A 17,201-nucleotide genomic window follows, 5' to 3' on the forward strand; every position below is an offset into this window, starting at 1 on the left:
GGCGTCGGGTGAGACCGGGGNCCATGCACTGCAGGTGGGTGAGTTCCGGGCGGACCTTGCGGACGCGGTAGGTGGTGTGGTTGTAAGACAGCGAGGCGATGTGCGCCGGGCCCTTGGGGCGCACGGCGTCGACCCGCCCGCCGTGCTGCTCGACGACGGCCCTCGCCGCGGCGACGCTGTCCTCGGTGACGATCCCGCGCAGGCTGACCCGGTCGGCGGGCATCGCCGGGTCCACCGGCCGGTAGGTCGCGATGATCCCGGCCTCGTCGAGCGAGAGCAGCCGCGGCGTGGGCGCCAGGTCGAACAGCTCCTCGCCGGCGGCGACGGCGCCGGCCAGCTCCGGGAAGGACGCGAACAGTCCGGTCCAGCGGCGCGCGGGACGCAGCGCCACGGTCGCCTGCGCGATCACCCCGTTGACGCCGAACGCGTGCGCCATCGCGGTGTTGTCCGGGAAGGGCACCTCCACCGGGACGGCGTCGTCGGTGCACGGCACGACGAGCAGCGAGCGCAGGTAGCCGTCCCAGATCGCGCCGTTGGCGATCGAGCCGGTGCCGCCGGAGCCGCCGGCGATGAATCCGGCGACCGTGCTTCCCACGGTCGAGGGCAGGATCGCCAGCTCCTGCCCGGTGGCCAGGGCGGCCTTCTCCATCAGCACGAACGACGCGCCGGCCTCCGCGGTCAGCCAGCCGTCCTCGACCGCGAGGATCCGGGCGGCTGCCGTGGTGTCGATGACGAGCCCGCCGAACAGCGGGATGCCCTGCCCGTAGTTGCCGGTGCCCTGGCCGCGCACGGTCACCGGCACCCGGTGGCGGTGCGCGGCCCCGACCGCCGCCGCGATCCCGGCGACGTCGGGCGGGCGGACCACCACGTCGGCGACACCGCCGGGCAGCAGCGGCGCCAGCACCGGGCTCATGTGCGCCCAGTCCGTCGAGGCCGACAGGCGGGCCGGTTCGTCGCGCAGCACGGCGTCGGCGCCGACCACGGTGGCGAGCTCGGCGGCCAGCGCGTCGAGCACACCGGGGTCCAGGGGGGTCACGGCGGGCAGCGCCGCCCGGCCGAAGCCGGGGAGCGCGCGCTCCCCGGCCCGGCCGCGCGACGCCGCGAGGGTCGAATCCGACATCGCTCAGGTACCAAGTCCGATCTTGGTGTCGAGGAAGCTGTTGTCGACGAGGTTCGNCGGCTTGAGCCCGGACAGGATCGGCTTGCCCTGCGACTGGTAGATCGGGTCGAGGATCTCGATGAGCTTCTGCAGCCGCGCGTCCTCGAAGTCCCCGAGGGTGCTGTCGGCCCCGTTGCCGACGATGCCCAGCGACTTCATGGTCTGCACCGCGTAGTCCGCGACGCCCTGGGAGTAGACCCAGCCGTTGTTGTACTTGTCGACGAGGTCGAGGATCAGCTTGTTCGTCGCTGCCGGGGCGGCCATGAAGTCGACGATGCCCTGCTGCATGATCGGGACGAGCTTGCTCAGGCAGGGCTTGAGCGCGTCGAGCTTGTCCTTGCGGATGCCGATCGCCTGCTGGTAGAAGTTGAAGCCCGCATCCGCGATCAGCTGGTACTTCAGTGGCTTGTCCCAGGAGCGCACCTCGTGGGACCAGGTGTAGGGCTCCGACGTCGCGAAGCCCTGAACCGCGTNGGCGCCGCCGGAGGCCACGAAGTTCGTCGGCGTGCCGTCGTAGCTGCCGTCGACCTGCCCCTTCTTCAGGATGCCGGAGCCGGTGAAGTAGTCCATGTAGGACGCGCCCTGGAAGTACAGGACCTTCGTGTCGGTCCTGCCGATGTCGGCGATCGTCTTCCAGTCCGGGTGCTTGTCCGGCGACCACTGGATGACCTGCGGGCTCTTCTCCAGACCCGCCAGCACCGCCACGGTCGGCTGGGTCTTGGACAGGGCGATCTGCTCGTCGGTGCCCAGGTAGCCCAGCGTGATCCCGGAGTCCTTGTAGAGCTGGGAGGTCACCGTCTGGAAGCCGATCGCCGGNCCACCGGCGCGGATCTCCAGCTTCACCCCGGTGTCGACGCCGCCGTGGGCCGTCANCTCACCGGTGACGGACTTCTTGCCCGCGTCGATCTTCGGGTTCGGCCCGAGGAGCTGGTACTGGCCGCCGTGCTCGGACTCCGGGTTCCAGTCGGTCTGCAGCACGATCGTCGACGGGCAGCCGGCGGCCTTGAGGTCGAGCGCCGCCGGTGCCGCGCCCGCCGCGGACGGGGCCGCGGCGCCGGTGGACCCCCCGTCGCTGCCGCCGCTGCCGCACGCGGCGGCGGTGAGGGCGAGCGCGGTCGCGGTCGCGGTCAGCGCGACGAGCCGCGCGGGCCGTCGCCGAGATCTGGTCAACTAGGTCTCCCCGAGTTCATAGGCCGTTCGGGCCAGTGAGTGTGGTGCGGTGGGGGCGCGGCGGCGGGCAGCGGCGGCGCGCAGGGCGCGCCGCCGTCGCGTGGGTCGCGCCAAGTGGGTCAGCCGCGCTTCGGCTGGTACCAGCGGCCGACCACGCGCCGCGCCAGCCAGCCGAAGAAGACGAAGACCGCGACGCCGAGCAGGCTCGCGGTGAGCGTGGTCGCCCACAGGCGCTCGCCCTCCAACCGGGAGGTGAACACCGACAGGTTCGTGCCGAGCCCCGGCTCGCCCTGCTTGAAGAAGAACTCGCCGACGATCGCGCCGATGACCGACAGGCCGGCGGCGTTGCGGAATCCGGTGAACATCGACGGCAGCGCCGCCGGCAGCTGCAGCTTCCACAGCCGAGTCAGCCTGCCGGTGTGGTGCAGGCTGAACAACTCGTGCATGCCCCGGTCGACCGACTGCAGCCCGAACAGCGTGTTCGACACGATGGGGAAGAACGCGATGATGACGCAGACGATGATCCGGCTGGTCAGCGCGAACCCGAAGAAGAAGCTCAGCACCGGGGTGAGCGCGAGGATCGGCACCGTCTGGATCACGACGGCCCACGGGTACAGCGAGTTCTCGACCCACTTGGCCTGGCTCATCGCCACCGCGACGGCGACCCCGATGACAATCGAGATGGCCAGCCCCGAGAAGGTGACTTCGCAGGTCAGCCGCAGCGCGCTCATCATCGTCGTGAAGTTCGACCAGTCGAGGAAGCCGACCCGGACGACCTCGTGCGGCGGCGGCAGCATGAACCGCTGCTGGTCGTTGAGNACGCCGTCGGACACCGCGTACCAGAGGCCGATGAACACCGCGAACACCGCCCCGGGCAGCAGCACGAAGCTGACCAGCCCGGCGCCACGCCGGCGAGACCGTGGGCGGGNGGGTGTCACGTCGGTCGCCGGCGTCGCCGTGGCCGCGTCGCCGGTCGCGTCCGTCTCGACCACGGAAGGCACCGTCACGCTCATGAATCGCTCCTGAGGTGTTGCGAGACCTCGCCGCACAGGGCGGCGAACTCGGCGCTGTAGCGCAGGTGCGGCGAGCGCGGGTAGTCGAACGGGATGGCAAGNTCGGCCTTCACCCGTCCCGGCCGGCCGCTCATCACCACCACCCGGGTGGACAGGAACACCGCCTCCGCCACCGAGTGGGTGATGAACAGCGCGGCGAACCGGCGCAGCTGGAACATCCGCAGCAGCTCGTCGTTGAGGCGTTCGCGGCTGATCTCGTCCAGCGCGCCGAACGGCTCGTCGAACAGGAAGATCGAGGGGTCGAGCACGAGCGAGCGGGCCAGCGACGTGCGCATCCGCATGCCGCCGGACAGTTCGTGGGGCAGGTGCTTCTCGAAGCCGGTGAGGCCGACGAGGCTGATCGCGTCGGCGACCCGGCGTTCGCGTTCGGCCTTGTCGAGATGCTCCAGCTCGGCGAACAGCCGCACGTTGTCGTGCACGGTGCGCCACGGCAGCAGGGTGGCGTCCTGGAAGACGTAGCCGACGTTCGTCGAGGCCACGTCGACGGTTCCGGNGGTGGCCTCGTCCAGTCCGCTGGCGATGCGCAGCAGGGTGCTCTTGCCGCACCCCGACGGTCCGACGATCGAGACGAACTCGCCGGGGTGGATCGTCAGGTCGGTGTCGGTGAGCGCGACGGTGCCGTCCCGGAACCGCTTGCGTACCCCCGCGAAGTGCAGGGCCGGTGCGTCGGCTCCGGCGGAGTTGGCTGCGGTGGTGTCGCCGGCGGGGGNGGTGTCGGCGGCGGTGGTGTCGGCGATCGTCATGATGCGGCCTCCCACTGGTCCGGTTGGGCGTCGTACGGTTCGGTCCCGGGGCGCCGGACCGGCTCGGCGCGCGGAGCCGGTCGCTGTGGTTCGGCGAGTTCGGCGTGCACGGTGGTGCGGGCCACGATCCGGCCGGCCCGCCAGACGGTTCGCTGCTCGCCGGCCGCGGCCAGCGCCTCGAGGGCGTTCGCCGCGGGCAGCGCGACCAAGTCGGCCGGGCTGCCCGGCGCGAGCGAGACGGCCGGCAGGCCGAGGGCGCGCCGCGGCGCGTCGCTCACCGATGCCAGCGCCTCGTCCGGGGTGAGATGCCCGCAGGTGACCATCAGCGACGCGGTTTCCAGCGCGTCGCCGCGGCCGACGAGGTTGAACGGGTCGCGCAGGTTGTCGCCGCCCGCCGCCACGGTCACCCCGGCGCGGCGCAGCGGCGCGACGGCGGTCAGCCCGCGCGGGGTGCCGACCGCGTGGTTGCGGCCCTGCAGAAACAGGTTGGTCTGGGGCAGCGCGACGACGGCGATGCCGGCGGCGGCGACCTGCTCGGCGACCCGGACCTGCACGTCCGGGGGCTGCATCGCGAGGCTGACGCAGTGGCTCGCCGTCACGCCGTGCGGGAAACCGGTGCGGCCGACCAGGTCGGCGAGCGTGGCGAGGGTGAGCAGTCGCGGGTCGAGGGTCTCGTCGGTGTGCAGGTCCAGTGGTCGGCCGGCCTCACCGGCCGCGTCCAGGCAGATCGCGACCGCGCGGTGCGGCTCCGGGTCGAGGTGCGGACAGCNGCCGGCCACGTCGGCTCCCTCGGCCAGCGCGCGGCGCAGGTCGCGGCCGGGCTGGCCGTCCAGCGGGTTGGACACGAGAGCGACGAGCTGCAGGTCGACCAGGCCGCGCCAGCGTTCCCGCACGTCGACGAGCGCCTCCAGCGCCCGCATGCCCGACTGCACCCCGACGTTGACATGCGTGCGGACGTGGGTGGTGCCCATCGCGAGCTGGATGCGCAGCGCCGCCTCGGCCCGGGTCGTGAAGTCCTCGACCGTGGAGGCGGGCAGCAGGGTCTGGATCGCCGCGATCGCGCCGGCGAGATCACCGGTGACGTTGCGGGCCAGCGACGCGGTGAGCGCCTTGTCCAGATGCGCATGCGGCTCCACGAACGACGCCAGCAGCACCTGGCCGGTCAGGTCGACGTCACCCGGGCCGACCCGGACGACCTCGGCGCCCGCGCCGCTCGGGACGACCCGCCCGATGACGCCGCCCGACAGCTCGACGTCCACGACGCCGCCGTGCGCGGTCATCGCGCCGCGAAGCCAGCTCATGACGTCCGTGCCCGGGTGCCGACGATGCGGCGGGCGATCTCGGCGGTCGCGCGGGCCGCCGCCGGTTCGTGGCCCGGCTGCGCGCCACCGGAGAGATTGATCCCGTCGACGCCGGGCAGGTCGAGCAGCCGGCCGGCGAGCTTCGTGGCGGCGCGCGTACCGGCGGCGTGCGGATCGTCCGCGGCCATGATCTCCTCCAGGTAGCCGGCCGGCAGGCGGCCGCCGGCGAACGACGCGACGACGGTGGCGGTCGCGGCACTCGTCACGACCGGCACGCAGGCCAGCGCGAGGCCGCCGAACCCGGCCGCGCGCAGCTCGGCCACCGCGTCGCCGACCGCCGCCGGGCCGCCGCAGTGGTCGACGAACACCACCTCGGCTCCGGCGTCGGCCTTGGCGAGCAGGCGGGAGGTCCGGCGGGAGACGGGCGGTGCGGCCGGCGCGTGTGCCACCGAGACCAGCGCCCCGCGGTCCCGGGCCAGGCCGACGACGTCCACGCTGTCCAGCTCGAACACGCCGACCGCGTCGGCGCGGTGACCGAGCGCCGGATGATCGCCGGTCACGCAGTGCAGTCCGGTCACGCCGGCGTCGACGCAGGCGGCGATCTCCCCCTCGATCGCCACCCGGTTGCGGTCCCGGCAGTTGATCCCGGCCCAGACGGGCACGCCGGCGTCGGTCAGCAGCCGGGCCCGGTAGGACGGTGGGAACTGGACGCGGGCATCGCCGTGATCGCCGATGAGGCAGGCGTCGGCCACCGGTGCGAGCTGGGCGCCGCACGCGCGCAGGCTGTCCGCGGACAGCGCCGCCGCCGGCAGGTCGGCCACGATCACCGGTCGCACCGCCGCGGCCGCGACGAACGCCGCCGCCGCGGCGGCGCGGGCCGGTGCGGGCCGGGCCGGTGCGGAGAGGGCCGGTCGGCTCGCGGCGTCCGGCGCGTCGGACGCAGGAACGGCCGGGGACAAGGCCGCGACGGATCCGGCGGCCACTGGCGGGGCGACGAGCGACGGGGCGACGGCGGGCGGGGCGGGGTACGGCCAGGCGGCGAGGGCGTCCAGGAAGGGGCACCGACCGAAATCCGGGACCTCGCAGCGACCGTCGGACCGGACCCCTCCGCAGGGGCCGTGCTCCATCGTCTTGGGGCACCGGGCGACCGCGCCACGCCAGGTGGCGTCCGCGGACGTTCCGATGTTCATCACGCCAACACTGTCCAGCTCGGCGGTCGACGGGGGGTTTCGGGTCGATAAAAGGTGAGTTTCGACCACGGTGACCATGGGTGCGGAAAGCTGTAACCCTGGGTCGTGATCGGGCCGTGTGGCGCCGGTGCTCTCTACGTCCCGTCGTCGGAGGAGCACCCCGTGCCGGGTTCGGCGCGCGCCTCGGGCGTTCCCTCCGGCGATGGGTCGCCTCCTCGNCCGGGAACATTGTGCGTCTCTGGGCGAGCTCGGTACATCTTAGAATGCTAGCATCCTACCAAGCGGCCACCCGAATCGATCGACGTGCGCTCGCGCGCTGAGGCCCATCCGCGCGGTGAAGCACTACACCGGGCGCCGCCGCAGACGGATCGTCGAGAGGAGCGGCATGATGACCAACGGGCTGCGAACCGCGGAGCCGGACAGCACGGCGGTGCGGGTCGCGTTGTGGCGGGCTGTCCACGTCCAGGCCGACCCGCCGCCGCACGTGTTCGAGGACGAGCTCGGCCTGCGGCTGGCGGCCCCGGCCGACGGATGGCCGCGCCGCCCGGACATGGACCCCTCCACCACCCGCCGCACCCGGGCCTCCATCGTGGCGCGGGCACGTGTCATCGAGGATCTGGTCGTCGAGCAGGCCGGCCTCGGCGTCGACCAGTACGTCATCCTCGGTGCCGGCCTGGACACCTTCGCCCAACGTCGGCCGCAGCTCGCCGCCGGCATGCGGGTGTTCGAGGTCGACCGGCCGGGTCCGCAGGAGTGGAAGCGGCGGCGGCTGACCGAGCTCGGTTTCGGCGTCCCGCCCTGGTTGCGGTTCGTGCCCGTGGACTTCGAGGCGGGCGAGTCGTGGTGGCAGGGCCTGGTGGGCGCCGGTTTCGACGCGGGTCGCCCGGCGGTGGTCGCCTCCGCCGGCGTCGTCATGTACCTCACCAGGGACGCGACCGCGGCCACGCTGCGCCAGGTCGCGGCCCTTGCCCCCGGCTCCACCCTGGCCATGTCGTTCATGCTGCCGCTGGAGCTCGTCGAACCGGCGGAACGTCCCGTGCGGGAGGCGACCGAGCGCGCCGCGCGTGCCGCCGGCACGCCCTTCATCAGCTTCTTCGTTCCGGAGGAGATGCTGGCGCTGGCCCGCGACGCCGGCCTGAGCGGCGCACGGCACGTGTCGGCGGCGAGCCTCGCCCGCCGCTACTTCGCCGGCAGGTCGGACGGACTCGTCCCGTCCAGCGCCGAGGAGCTGCTGGTGGCGGTCACCCAGGAGCCCGACCCGGAGGCCCGGGCCTCGGCGTGACCCGGCGCATGGTGGGCGAGCCGCCAACCGCCCGGGAGCGTCCGACCGGGAGCGTCCGCCAGGCCCCGGACGGACGGCGGCCCTGACCGCCCGGAGCCGGCCGGCGCCGGGTCGCCGAGGTCGTCAGGTCCCGCAGGGCGCGGCCGGGAGGTCGTGGACGGCCGCGGCCGCGTACTCCTCGGCCCAGTCCGGCAGCCGCCGATCGTCCGGGGTCGGCTGCCACTGCCCGTCGCGCAGGGCGTAGCCCCAGCCGGGCCCGACCCGCAGGTACCGTGCCACCGCGGCGATCAGTCGATCGATGTGGTGGGCGGTCGTGCCCACGCCGATGCTGGCGCGCAGCGCCCCGCCCGGCGCACCCAGCCGAGCCAGCAGCGGGTGCGCGCAGAATCGGCCGGCGCGCACCCCGATGCCGTGCTCGGCCGACAGGTACGCCGACACCCGGGCCGGGTCGTGCCCGGGCAACGAGAACGTGACGACGCCGACCGCGTCCTGCCAGGCGCCGTCACCGGTACGCCGGCCGCCAGTGCTGTTCGGGATGGTCTCGGGGTCGGACCAGATGCGGTGGATCACGACACCGTCGAGCCCGTCGAGCCCGTCGAGCAGCCGCGCGCGCAGGCCCGCCTCGTGGCGTTCCCAGGCGCCCNGGGGGAGCGCGGCGAGCGTGCGGCACGCGGCGGCGATCGCGGTCGCGCCGGCGAGGTTGGGGGTGCCGGCCTCGTGCCGGGCCGCGCCGGTGGCCCAGTCGACGGCGTCGGTGCTCACCTCGCGGACGGCGCCGCCGCCGGCCAGGTAGGGGGGCGCGGCGTCGAGCCAGTCGGCCCGCCCAACCAGCACTCCTGCGCCGAACGGCGCGTACAGCTTGTGCCCGGAGAACGCCAGGTAGTCGACGTCGTCAGNGGCCATGTCGAGGCGCCGGTGCGGGGCGAGCTGGGCGGCGTCGACGAAGATGCGTGCGCCGGCGCGGTGGGCCAGGCGGGCGAGCCGGGCCAGCGGGGGCGTCTCCCCGGTGACGTTGGAGGCACCGGTCACCGCGAGCAGGGCCGTCGGCGCGGCCCTCAGCTCGGCCTCGAGCGCGGCGAGGCTCTCGGCCAGGGTCGACCGGGCGGCAACGGTCCGGTAGCCCGCGCGGGCGCGCCAGGGCAGCAGGTTCGCGTGATGCTCCACGTCGAACACGACGACCCCGCCGGCCACGTCGGCGGCGGGCAGGCACCGGGCGAGCAGGTTCACGGCATCGGTGGTGTTGCGGGTGAACACGGTGAGGTCACCGTCGCGGGCGCCGACGAACTGGGCGACGTCGCGCCGGGCGCCCTCGTAGAGGGTCGTGCACACCTGGGAGGCGAAGCCGGCGCCGCGGTGCACGCTCGCCGAGTAGGGCAGCAGCCGGGCGACGTGCTCGGCCACCGTGGTCAGGCACGGCGCGCTCGCCGCGTGGTCGAGGTTGACGTACTCCGCCCAGCCGCCGCCCACCAGCGGCACGCCCAGCCCCGCTCCCTGCACCGCCAGCAGCGCACCGGGCGGGTCACCCTGCACCCGATGGGCGTCCGAAAGTTCGGCGGCGCCCGTGAGCTCGTGATCCTTGAGCTCGTGACCCGCGGGCTCGTGACCCGCGGGCTCGCCGCCGGTGGGTGCCCGGCCGATCCGCTGCCCGGTCGGCTGGTCGGGGCAGGCCTGCCGGGCAGGGGACGGGGACACGGCAGAGATGATCGACGTCATCATCGCTCCTGGTAGGACCCTCACAGGGTCGGCACTTGCCGTCGGCGGGGTTNCCGCGGCCTCGTCACCACCCGGGGCACCCCGCTGCATAAGGAGGGTTGCCGGCCAGCAAGCCGGGGCTGAACGCTGGCACTCAAGACGTGGGAGAAACCTTAGCAAAGCTCGGAATCACGTGGGCGTCCGCGGCGCTGCCGTCGCGGCGGTGCGTCTGCTGGCGAAAGGCGGTGAGTATTGCGGCGTGCCCACCACGAGCGCGTAGGCCGCTGAAGGCCCGCGACCCCCACGTAAGGCCGGGCCAGACAACCAGGTCCGTTTCAGGGGGCGGTTCGCGGCGCGTCGTGCACGGTCACGCCTTCTCGGCGGCCTGCGACCCCGTCCCGGGCCACACGGTGAGCGCCCGGAACCGGTAGCCGTCCTGGTTGGCAACCGGCTCCCAGCGGAACGTCACCTGCCTGCCCGCGACGAGGTCCCGGTAGCCGTCCATCTCGATCATCGAGTAGTGGACCCAGCAGCCGCCCGGGACTTCCGGCGCGTCGATCACGCCCCAGCCCCGCTCGGCGTCGTAGGTGCGCACCACGCCGCGGGTCGCCGCGGGGCCTTCGTCGGTCACGGCGATCACGATGCTCGTCCCACCCGCGGCTGTCGATGGAATTTCGCCGTCGCCGCGCGGGAGGATCGGCGATGGACATCCGGTCGGCCGGCAGGCGCATCGGCCTGCCGGCTGGACGCGGCCGCGTCCAGCCGCGTGGACTGTCCCTCAGACACGCGCACATCGCGTCGCCGACGCTCCAGCGGCGCCGGCTGAGCGTCCGCCGCGCTACTCGGCGGCGCCGAGGGCACCGGCGAGGACGAGCAGTAGCAGCACGACGACGGCTGCGCCGACCAGCCACCCCCGGCGCGCCCGCAACCAGGCGAGTCCGGCCGCGATCACGCCGGCGGCCGGCGTCGCCGCCAGGACGATCGTGCCGAGCAGGATGACCGCGCCGGCCCGCCCGTGGCGCAGCCCGCCACTGAGGTCGGTCAGCCGCATCGCCGCGTCGGCGCCGAGGGGATCCCCGCCCGGGCCGTGCAGCCAGCTCGCGCCGCCCTGGGCGACGGCGAGTGTGAGCCCGGCGAGCACCAGCGCGGCTCCGAGCGCCCCACCGATCCGCAGCACCAGCGCGACCTGACGGGCACCCGCCTCGGGTGCCCCCGCCGGCGACGTCGGCTCCGACGCCCGGCCGGTGGACCGCCGGTCAGGCGATTGGAGCGCCCTCACGCGAGGCCCCGCAGCAGCATCTGGACGCTGATGACGAGCAGGACAACGAGGAAGATCACTCGCAACGCCCCGACGGGTACCACCGCCAGCAGCCGCGACCCGAGGTGCGCGCCCACGACGGTCCCGAGCGCCACCGCGCCGGCCAGGGCCGGCACGACGTCGCCCCGCTGCAGGTAGACCACGGCGCTCGCCGCGCCGGTCACCCCGATCATGAGGTTGCTCGTCGCCGTCGAGACCTTGAGCGGTAGCCGCATCGCGAGGTCCATGGCCGGCACCTTCATCGCCCCCGAGCCGATGCCGAGCAGGCCGCTGACCGCTCCGGCGGNGGTCATCATGGTCAGGCCGGTCGCGGTGCGAGTGACCCGGTAGGGACGGACGTCGCGAACGACCGTACCGGCGGCCGTTCGGGTGCCGGCGCCGCTGCCGCTGCTGGTGCCGGTGCTGGTGCTGGTTGCACCGGTTCCGGTTCCGGTGCCGTGCAGGCTCAGGGCGTCGGCGATGCGGTCGTCCGGCACGGCCGCGCCGGCGCGGTCCTGCCGGTTGCGCAGCATCTGCACCGCGCTGAAGGCCAGCACGACCCCGAACACCGTGTACAGCGTGCGGGCGCCGAGATGCCCGGCGAGCAGCGCACCGGCGACGGCGCCGCTCACCGTCGCCACCTCCAGGGTGACCGCGACGCGCAGGTTCGCGAAGCCCTCGTCGAGGTAGCGCGGTGACGCCGCGGCGCTGCCGGCGACCACGGAGATCACCGAGGCGCCGATCGCCAGGCGCACGTCGAGGCCGAAGGCCAGCGTCAGGATCGGCACGACGAAGNTGCCGCCGCCGAGTCCCANCAGGCTGCCGAGGCAGCCGGACGCCACGCAGACGGCGGTGATGGCGACGATCTCGGCCAACGGGCTCATGGCGCCTCACCAGGTCAGAAGATTAGTTCTGGTACAGAGAATATCTGTACCAGAACTATCCCGCTGGCGCGAGTGACGCATCCCGCTCCTAGCGGATCACGGCGACCGGGCAGGGGGCGTGCGCCACGCACTGGTGGCTGACCGAGCCCAGCAGCAGCTCCGCGAACCCGCCGTGGCCGCGGCTGCCGACGACGAGCACCTGCGCGTCGGCGGCGGCGCGCAGCAGGGCCCGGGCGGCGCTGTCGGCGACGGTCTCCTTGACCACCTGGACCGGCAGGCGGCCTCCCTGCTCGGCGATGATCGTGTTCACGGCGTCGTCGAGGGTGTGCTGCGCCTGCTCGGCGAGCGCGGAGCCGAAGTCCGTGTAGATCCCCAGGTACGCCGGCACGTCGAGATACCAGGCATGTACGGNGCGCAGGGCGGTCTTACGCACGGCGGCGGCCTGCACCGCCCAGCGCAGCGCCCGCAGCGAACCGGCAGACCCGTCGACGCCGACGACCACCGGACGTTCGTCCACCGACGTCGCCGCCGCAGCGGCCGTGTCGGCCGCGCCCGCCGCGCCCGCCGCCGCGCTGGACCGGTCGGCGCCGCCGCGTACCACGACGACGGGCAGCGGTGCGTGGTGGACGACCCCCTGGCACACCGACCCCGCCACCAGCCGGTGCAGCGCGCCGGGCCCGCGCTCGCCGACGACGACGAGCCGCGCTCCGGTCGCGATCCGCAGCAGCTCCGGCACCGGGCTGCCCTCCTCGACGCGTTCGGTCACCGTGACCGCCGGGTCGGGGACGCGCACCGCCGCCACCGTGTCCGCCAGAACCCGCCGCGCGGCCTGCGCCAGCCCCGCACGGTCGGCGACGCCCGCGGTGTCGAAGACCGCGCGCGGCTCCCCCACGGCGTCCCAGACCAGTGCCGCCGTCACCGGCAGGTGGCGCCGCGCACCCTCGTCGACGGCCCAGCGCAGGGCGGCGGCGGACCCCGGCGAGCCGTCGACCCCCACCACGATGCCGTCCGTGCCGCCTGTGCCGTCCGTGCCGCCTGTGCCGCCTGTGCCGCCTGTGCCGCCTGTGCCGCCTGTGCCGCCCGTGCCGTCCGCATCTGGCTGAACTGCCTCCGGCTGAACGACGTCCGACCGACCGTCAGCGTTCGGCTGGNCTGCCCCGTCCGTGCGGCCTGCGGTCTGCGCCATCGTTGCCACCCTTCTCGCCACCGTGATCCCCGACACCGTCCACCATGCCCGTGCTGTGACCTGCGGTGACGCGCCGAACGCCACTCGTGGGAAGGCCGGGTGGCCGGGCCGGGCAGGGCCGGAGGACCCTTGATCCCGATCGTGGTTCTTGCTGCGCGAGGAGGGGTGGCGGTCACCAGCGGCGCTGGCCGGTGACGTGGGTGCGGGGGTGGCGGGGGGGTCAGTGACCGAGCGTGCGGGAGAGGAAGGCGAGGACGGTGGGCATCCGCTCGGCGGTCGGGAACGCGCCACCGTGACCGGCGCCGGGGACGATCGTGACCTCGACGGCCGGCGCGCCGGCGGCCCGTAGCGCCCCGGCGAGCTCGAGGGACTGGCGGTGCGGCACGGTGCAGTCGGCGTCGCCATGCTCGATGAGGAACGGCGGCAGGGGGGCGCGGCCGAGGTAGTTCAGGGGGCTCGCCACCCGGACGAGCTGGGGCGCGGCGGCCACCGTGCGGCCGAGGAAGCGGGACTCNGGCGAGTCGGGGCGGTCGTGCCCGGCGTCGGACGCGGCGCAGCGCTCGTTCGCGCGAAGCTGGTCGTCCATGGAACCGAAGTTGANCGGGCCGTAGAAGTCGACGACGGCCTGCACGGCGCTGGAGACGCCGGGGTTGCCCAGCGCCGGGTCGTCGTACATCGTGACCCCCGGCGTCGTCCCCAGCATGACCGCGAGGTACGCCCCGGCCGACGCCCCGCTCGCCGCGATCCGGTCCGGGTCGAGACCGTGGTCGGCGGCGTGCGCGCGCACCCAGCGCACCGCGGCCTTGACATCCTGGACCGCGGCGGGGAAGCGGGCCTCACCGGAGAGCCGGTAGTTCAGGCTGGCGACGGCATAGCCGGCGCGCACCAGGGATCGGACCACGGGCAGGTCGTCGTGCTTGTCGCCGAGCGCGAACGCGCCGCCGTGGATGGTGATGACCACCGGCAGCCCCGCTTCGGCGCGAGGTGCGCCGGCGGCGGACGGTGTCGCGGCGGCGGTCGGTGCGCCGGCGGCGGTGGGTGCCTCGGGGAGGTAGAGGTCCAGCCGCTGGGCGGGCGACACCCGCGCGTAGGGCACGTCCCGCAGCACCCACATCCCGTCGACCTGGTCGCGTGTCCCGGCCGGGCCACCAACCCGGCCGGGACCGCCGGTCGGCGTCGGCGTTACGGGTTGGGCGGAGTCGTGCCGGGAGCAGGCGGCGACGGCGAGGCCCAGGGCGAGCAGGCCGCCCGTGGCCGCAGCCACAAGGCGGTGCGGGACGTGGTGGATGGCGGCGGTCCTCTCGGGGGCCGGGCGGCGGCTGGCGGTCCGGGCGACGGGCGGGTCGCGTGCCATCATGCCTGCCCGGATAGGGAGGATTGCCGCCAGTCCGGCGCCGGATGGCGGGTCGAGGCGTCGGCGGGATGTGACCGACGCCATGCGGATCCACGGGGCAGTTTTTTCGGTACAGTACGGTACTGTTTTCATGGTCGCGCGGAACCCGTCGGGGGAGCCGGTGACCCGCCCCGGAGTTGTCCGCCGGGCGTTGATCCGAGGGAAGGGGGTGGCAGGCCATTTCGCCACCGGCCGCCACCGGCCGGGGTCGGCCCCGGGACGAGTCCCGCGAGCAGGCGATCCTGGACGCGGCGCTGGATCTGCTCGTCGAGGTCGGCTACGAGCGGATGAGCATGGTCGCCGTCGCGGCCCGGGCCCGGGCCAGCAAGGCGACGATCTACCGTCGATGGTCCTGCAAGGACGAGATGGTCGTGGAGGCGCTGCGTCGGCACGGTCCCGCCGATCACGTCCCCGCGGATACCGGCTGCCTGCGGGACGACGTGGCCGCCGAGGTCCGCCTCATGATCGATACCGCCTCGGGTCCGGGCGGGGCGCTGCTCGTCGGCGTCCTGCGGGCGGCCAGCGAGTCTCCCCGGCTGGCTGCGGTGATCCAGGCCAACATCCTGCAACGCAAGGTGGAGCTCGGTCGCTGCCTGCTCGAGCGGGCGGCGCAGCGGGGGGAACTGCTCGCGAAGACCGAACCCGCGGTGCTTGTCGAGGTCATCCTCGCGATGATCTTTACTCGCCTGCTCGTCACGGGGGAGCCGCTGGACGAGGCGTTCGCCGACCACGTCGTCGATGACGTGGTGCTTCCGCTGCTCGCCGGTCGATCGGCCCCACCCGCGATGGGGATCGAACACCTGAGCTAATATGGATTCGAACACCCGCGCGACGGCGGGTTGGTCCTGGCATGCCGCCCAGCTGACCTGAAAACGAGTGGAGAGGGCAACCAGGGGGCGGCGATGATGGCGCCGACCCAGCCCGTGTGTCACACCCNCCCCGCCGCGTCCCACCCGCNCGGTTCCACCACCTGACGCCAGCCCGACGTGAGTGGCCGGCATCCGCTTCCGTGTGCCGCCGCGCGTCGCTGTCCCGTGCGCCGGTCACCGCTGCCTGCGCGGGACGGCCTTCCGCCTGATGTGCAACGTCCCGCTTGATGTGAACGTCCGCTCGATGTCCCAGCAGCTCGTCCTCTCCGGCAAGGAGCCTCCTGTGACCACAACTGTCGACCGCAAGGCCGGGGATCCCCGGGTGAGCGTGGCCGACGGCGAGCCCGATCCCCGGNGGTGGCTGGCGCTGTGCATCATCGCCGTCGCGCAGCTCATGGTCGTGCTCGACGCCTCGATCGTGAACATCGCGATGCCGCACGCCCAGGCTGACCTGGGCATCTCCACCGCCAACCGGCAGTGGATGGTCACCGCCTACACCCTCGCCTTCGGCGGTCTGCTGCTGCTGGGCGGCCGCATCGCCGACTACCTGGGCCGCAAGCGGGCCTTCGTCTGGGGGCTGATCGGCTTCGCGCTTGCCTCGGCGCTCGGCGGTTTGGCGCCCAACGCCGCCCTGCTGTTCGCCGCCAGGGCCCTGCAGGGCGCGTTCGCCGCGCTGCTCGCGCCTGCGGCGCTGTCGTTGATCACCGTCGCGTTCACCGAGAGCCGCGAGCGGGCCAAGGCGTTCGGGGTGTACGGCGCGATCTCCGGTGGTGGCGCCGCGATCGGGCTCATCGTCGGCGGCCTGCTCACCGAGTACGCCTCCTGGCGGTGGTGCCTGCTCGTGAACGTGCCGATCGCGCTCGTCACCGCGTTCTTCGCGGTGCCCGTGGTGCGGGAGAGCCGCGCCGAGGGCGAGGCCCGCTACGACCTGCCCGGCGCGGTGACGGTCACCGCTGGCCTCGTCGCCCTCGTCTACGGCTTCACGGTGGCCGCCGAGGACGGCTGGAGCGACGCCCGCACCCTCGGGCTGCTCATCGGCTCGGTGGCGCTGCTTGCCGCGTTCGTCGTCATCGAGGCGCGCTCCGCCGCTCCGCTGCTGCCGCTGCGGGTCGCGTGGGAACGTAACCGCGGTGGGTCGTTCCTGGCCTCGCTGCTGATCGGCGCCGGACTGTTCGCGATGTTCCTGTTCCTGACCTACTACTTCCAGCAGACGCTGCGTTACAGCGCCCTGAAGACCGGGTTCGCCTTCCTGCCGTTCAGCGCGGGAATCATCGTCTCCGCGGGCGCGGCCAGCCAGCTGTTGCCGCGGGTCGGTCCGCGGGTGCTCGCCGGCGTCGGGACGACGATGGCCGCGGTCGGCATGGCGCTGCTGCTGTCCATCGGGGTCGACTCCAGCTACGTCGCCCACGTGCTGCCGTCGGAACTGCTCATCAGCTTCGGCATGGGTTTCTCGTTCGTCCCGCTGTCGAGCCTGGCGCTCGTCGGCGTCGCCGCACACGACGCCGGGGTCGCAAGCGCCCTGGTCAACACCACCCAGCAGATCGGTGGCTCGCTGGGAACCGCTCTGCTCAACACGGTCTACGCGACCGCCGTCGGCAGCTACCTCGACGGCCACGGCCACGGTCCGGCCGCCCTCGCGCAGTCGCAGATCGAGGGCTACACCACGGCGTTCCTCTGGGGCGCGATCCTCATCGCGATCGCCGCGGTGGTGATCTTCGTGTTCATCCGTGCCGGGCGGGAGTCCGCGGCGAACGTGGAGGGTGCCCCGGCNCACGTCGGCTGACCCTGCCGGTCGCCGGTGCGGGCCCCGAACGGGTCCGTACCGGCCCGGCGTGGGTCTCCGAGGCCGCCTTCCTTGGCCAGGGGTCGGCCCCCTCGCTCGGGGGAGGTCGGTCTCCCTGCTCAGGCGCCGGCCGCCGTGCTAGAGGTCGGCCTCCTCGCTCCGCATCGCCTGTGAGCTGA

At 73.7% G+C, this 17,201-nt stretch carries 10 protein-coding genes, 15 pseudogenes and 1 riboswitch; of the genes and pseudogenes, 3 read left to right on the forward strand and 22 right to left on the reverse strand.

The genetic code is table 11. From position 1 onward, the window contains the following. Window positions 1-21: 21 nt before the first annotated feature. The 9 genes and pseudogenes from UK94_RS64255 to UK94_RS24520 form a co-directional block, all read right to left on the reverse strand. Window positions 22-1,120, reverse strand: a pseudogene (locus tag UK94_RS64255) (FAD-binding oxidoreductase); the annotation flags it as partial. A gap of 57 nt (window positions 1,121-1,177) precedes the next feature. Beyond that, window positions 1,178-1,632, reverse strand: a pseudogene (locus UK94_RS64260) (ABC transporter substrate-binding protein); the annotation flags it as partial. A gap of 1 nt (window position 1,633) precedes the next feature. After that, window positions 1,634-1,975 (reverse strand): annotated as a pseudogene (locus UK94_RS64265) (ABC transporter substrate-binding protein); the annotation flags it as partial. Between the two features lie 57 nt (window positions 1,976-2,032). Next, a pseudogene (locus tag UK94_RS64270) lies at window positions 2,033-2,329 on the reverse strand (ABC transporter substrate-binding protein); the annotation flags it as partial. Between the two features lie 119 nt (window positions 2,330-2,448). Then, the coding region (locus UK94_RS24505) for an ABC transporter permease subunit (protein ID WP_235489641.1) at window positions 2,449-3,147 on the reverse strand (699 nt) is incomplete at its 5' end. A 191-nt stretch (window positions 3,148-3,338) separates the two neighbouring features. Beyond that, a pseudogene (locus tag UK94_RS64275) lies at window positions 3,339-3,443 on the reverse strand (ABC transporter ATP-binding protein); the annotation flags it as partial. 1 nt (window position 3,444) lies between these two features. Beyond that, window positions 3,445-3,895, reverse strand: a pseudogene (locus UK94_RS64280) (ATP-binding cassette domain-containing protein); the annotation flags it as partial. 1 nt (window position 3,896) lies between these two features. Further along, window positions 3,897-4,058: pseudogene (locus UK94_RS64285) on the reverse strand (ATP-binding cassette domain-containing protein); the annotation flags it as partial. Between the two features lie 1,384 nt (window positions 4,059-5,442). Then, the gene (locus tag UK94_RS24520) at window positions 5,443-6,636 is read right to left on the reverse strand and encodes a methylenetetrahydrofolate reductase C-terminal domain-containing protein (protein WP_083866841.1); all 1,194 of its coding nucleotides are present in this window, start codon (window positions 6,634-6,636) and stop codon (window positions 5,443-5,445) included. 388 nt (window positions 6,637-7,024) lie between these two features. Between UK94_RS24520 and UK94_RS24525 the strand changes: the two genes are divergently transcribed. Then, window positions 7,025-7,918: a class I SAM-dependent methyltransferase gene (locus tag UK94_RS24525; protein WP_050997409.1), complete on the forward strand. Its 894-nt coding sequence runs from the start codon at window positions 7,025-7,027 to the stop codon at window positions 7,916-7,918. Between the two features lie 123 nt (window positions 7,919-8,041). On the opposite strand, the gene UK94_RS64290 is transcribed toward UK94_RS24525, so the two are convergent. The 13 genes and pseudogenes from UK94_RS64290 to UK94_RS76460 all read right to left on the reverse strand — a co-directional run. Next, window positions 8,042-8,561: aminotransferase class V-fold PLP-dependent enzyme (locus UK94_RS64290; protein ID WP_235489643.1), on the reverse strand; the 520-nt coding region annotated here is incomplete at its 5' end. 1 nt (window position 8,562) lies between these two features. Then, a pseudogene (locus tag UK94_RS64295) lies at window positions 8,563-8,814 on the reverse strand (aminotransferase class V-fold PLP-dependent enzyme); the annotation flags it as partial. Between the two features lies 1 nt (window position 8,815). Then, a pseudogene (locus UK94_RS64300) lies at window positions 8,816-9,634 on the reverse strand (aminotransferase class V-fold PLP-dependent enzyme); the annotation flags it as partial. Between the two features lie 23 nt (window positions 9,635-9,657). Next, a riboswitch (SAM riboswitch) is annotated at window positions 9,658-9,772 on the reverse strand. Between the two features lie 205 nt (window positions 9,773-9,977). Continuing rightward, entirely contained in the window at window positions 9,978-10,241 is a 264-nt protein-coding gene (locus UK94_RS24535; protein ID WP_231861079.1) for a cold shock domain-containing protein, read from the reverse strand. Window positions 10,242-10,448: 207 nt separating this feature from the next. Next, complete coding sequence (locus UK94_RS24540; protein WP_011605371.1) at window positions 10,449-10,889, reverse strand: DUF1634 domain-containing protein; 441 nt, start codon at window positions 10,887-10,889, stop codon at window positions 10,449-10,451. Next, window positions 10,886-11,214, reverse strand: a 329-nt coding sequence (locus tag UK94_RS64305; RefSeq protein ID WP_235489647.1) for a sulfite exporter TauE/SafE family protein, incomplete at its 5' end; no start/stop codon positions are given. The genes UK94_RS64305 and UK94_RS24540, both read right to left, overlap by 4 nt. 1 nt (window position 11,215) lies before the next feature. Beyond that, window positions 11,216-11,702, reverse strand: a pseudogene (locus UK94_RS64310) (sulfite exporter TauE/SafE family protein); the annotation flags it as partial. A 20-nt stretch (window positions 11,703-11,722) separates the two neighbouring features. Then, a pseudogene (locus UK94_RS74960) lies at window positions 11,723-11,791 on the reverse strand (hypothetical protein); the annotation flags it as partial. 88 nt (window positions 11,792-11,879) lie between these two features. After that, a partial coding sequence (locus UK94_RS64315; RefSeq protein WP_235489649.1) for a universal stress protein occupies window positions 11,880-12,202 on the reverse strand: 323 nt, incomplete at its 5' end. A gap of 1 nt (window position 12,203) precedes the next feature. Further along, window positions 12,204-12,791: pseudogene (locus UK94_RS64320) on the reverse strand (universal stress protein); the annotation flags it as partial. A gap of 406 nt (window positions 12,792-13,197) precedes the next feature. Next, on the reverse strand, window positions 13,198-13,491 hold a 294-nt coding region (locus tag UK94_RS64325), incomplete at its 5' end, for a prolyl oligopeptidase family serine peptidase (RefSeq protein ID WP_235489650.1). Window position 13,492: 1 nt separating this feature from the next. Further along, window positions 13,493-13,577 (reverse strand): annotated as a pseudogene (locus UK94_RS64330) (hypothetical protein); the annotation flags it as partial. A gap of 1 nt (window position 13,578) precedes the next feature. Then, window positions 13,579-14,463: pseudogene (locus UK94_RS76460) on the reverse strand (alpha/beta hydrolase); the annotation flags it as partial. A 146-nt stretch (window positions 14,464-14,609) separates the two neighbouring features. Here UK94_RS76460 and UK94_RS24560 point away from each other — a divergent pair. Both UK94_RS24560 and UK94_RS24565 read left to right on the forward strand, forming a co-directional pair. Then, window positions 14,610-15,179: a TetR/AcrR family transcriptional regulator gene (locus tag UK94_RS24560; protein WP_256788931.1), complete on the forward strand. Its 570-nt coding sequence runs from the start codon at window positions 14,610-14,612 to the stop codon at window positions 15,177-15,179. Between the two features lie 416 nt (window positions 15,180-15,595). Continuing rightward, window positions 15,596-17,009 (forward strand): annotated as a pseudogene (locus tag UK94_RS24565) (MFS transporter); the annotation flags it as partial. Window positions 17,010-17,201 lie beyond the last annotated feature (192 nt).

This window comes from Frankia sp. AvcI1 (assembly GCF_001420875.1).
Taxonomy (GTDB): domain Bacteria; phylum Actinomycetota; class Actinomycetes; order Frankiales; family Frankiaceae; genus Frankia; species Frankia alni.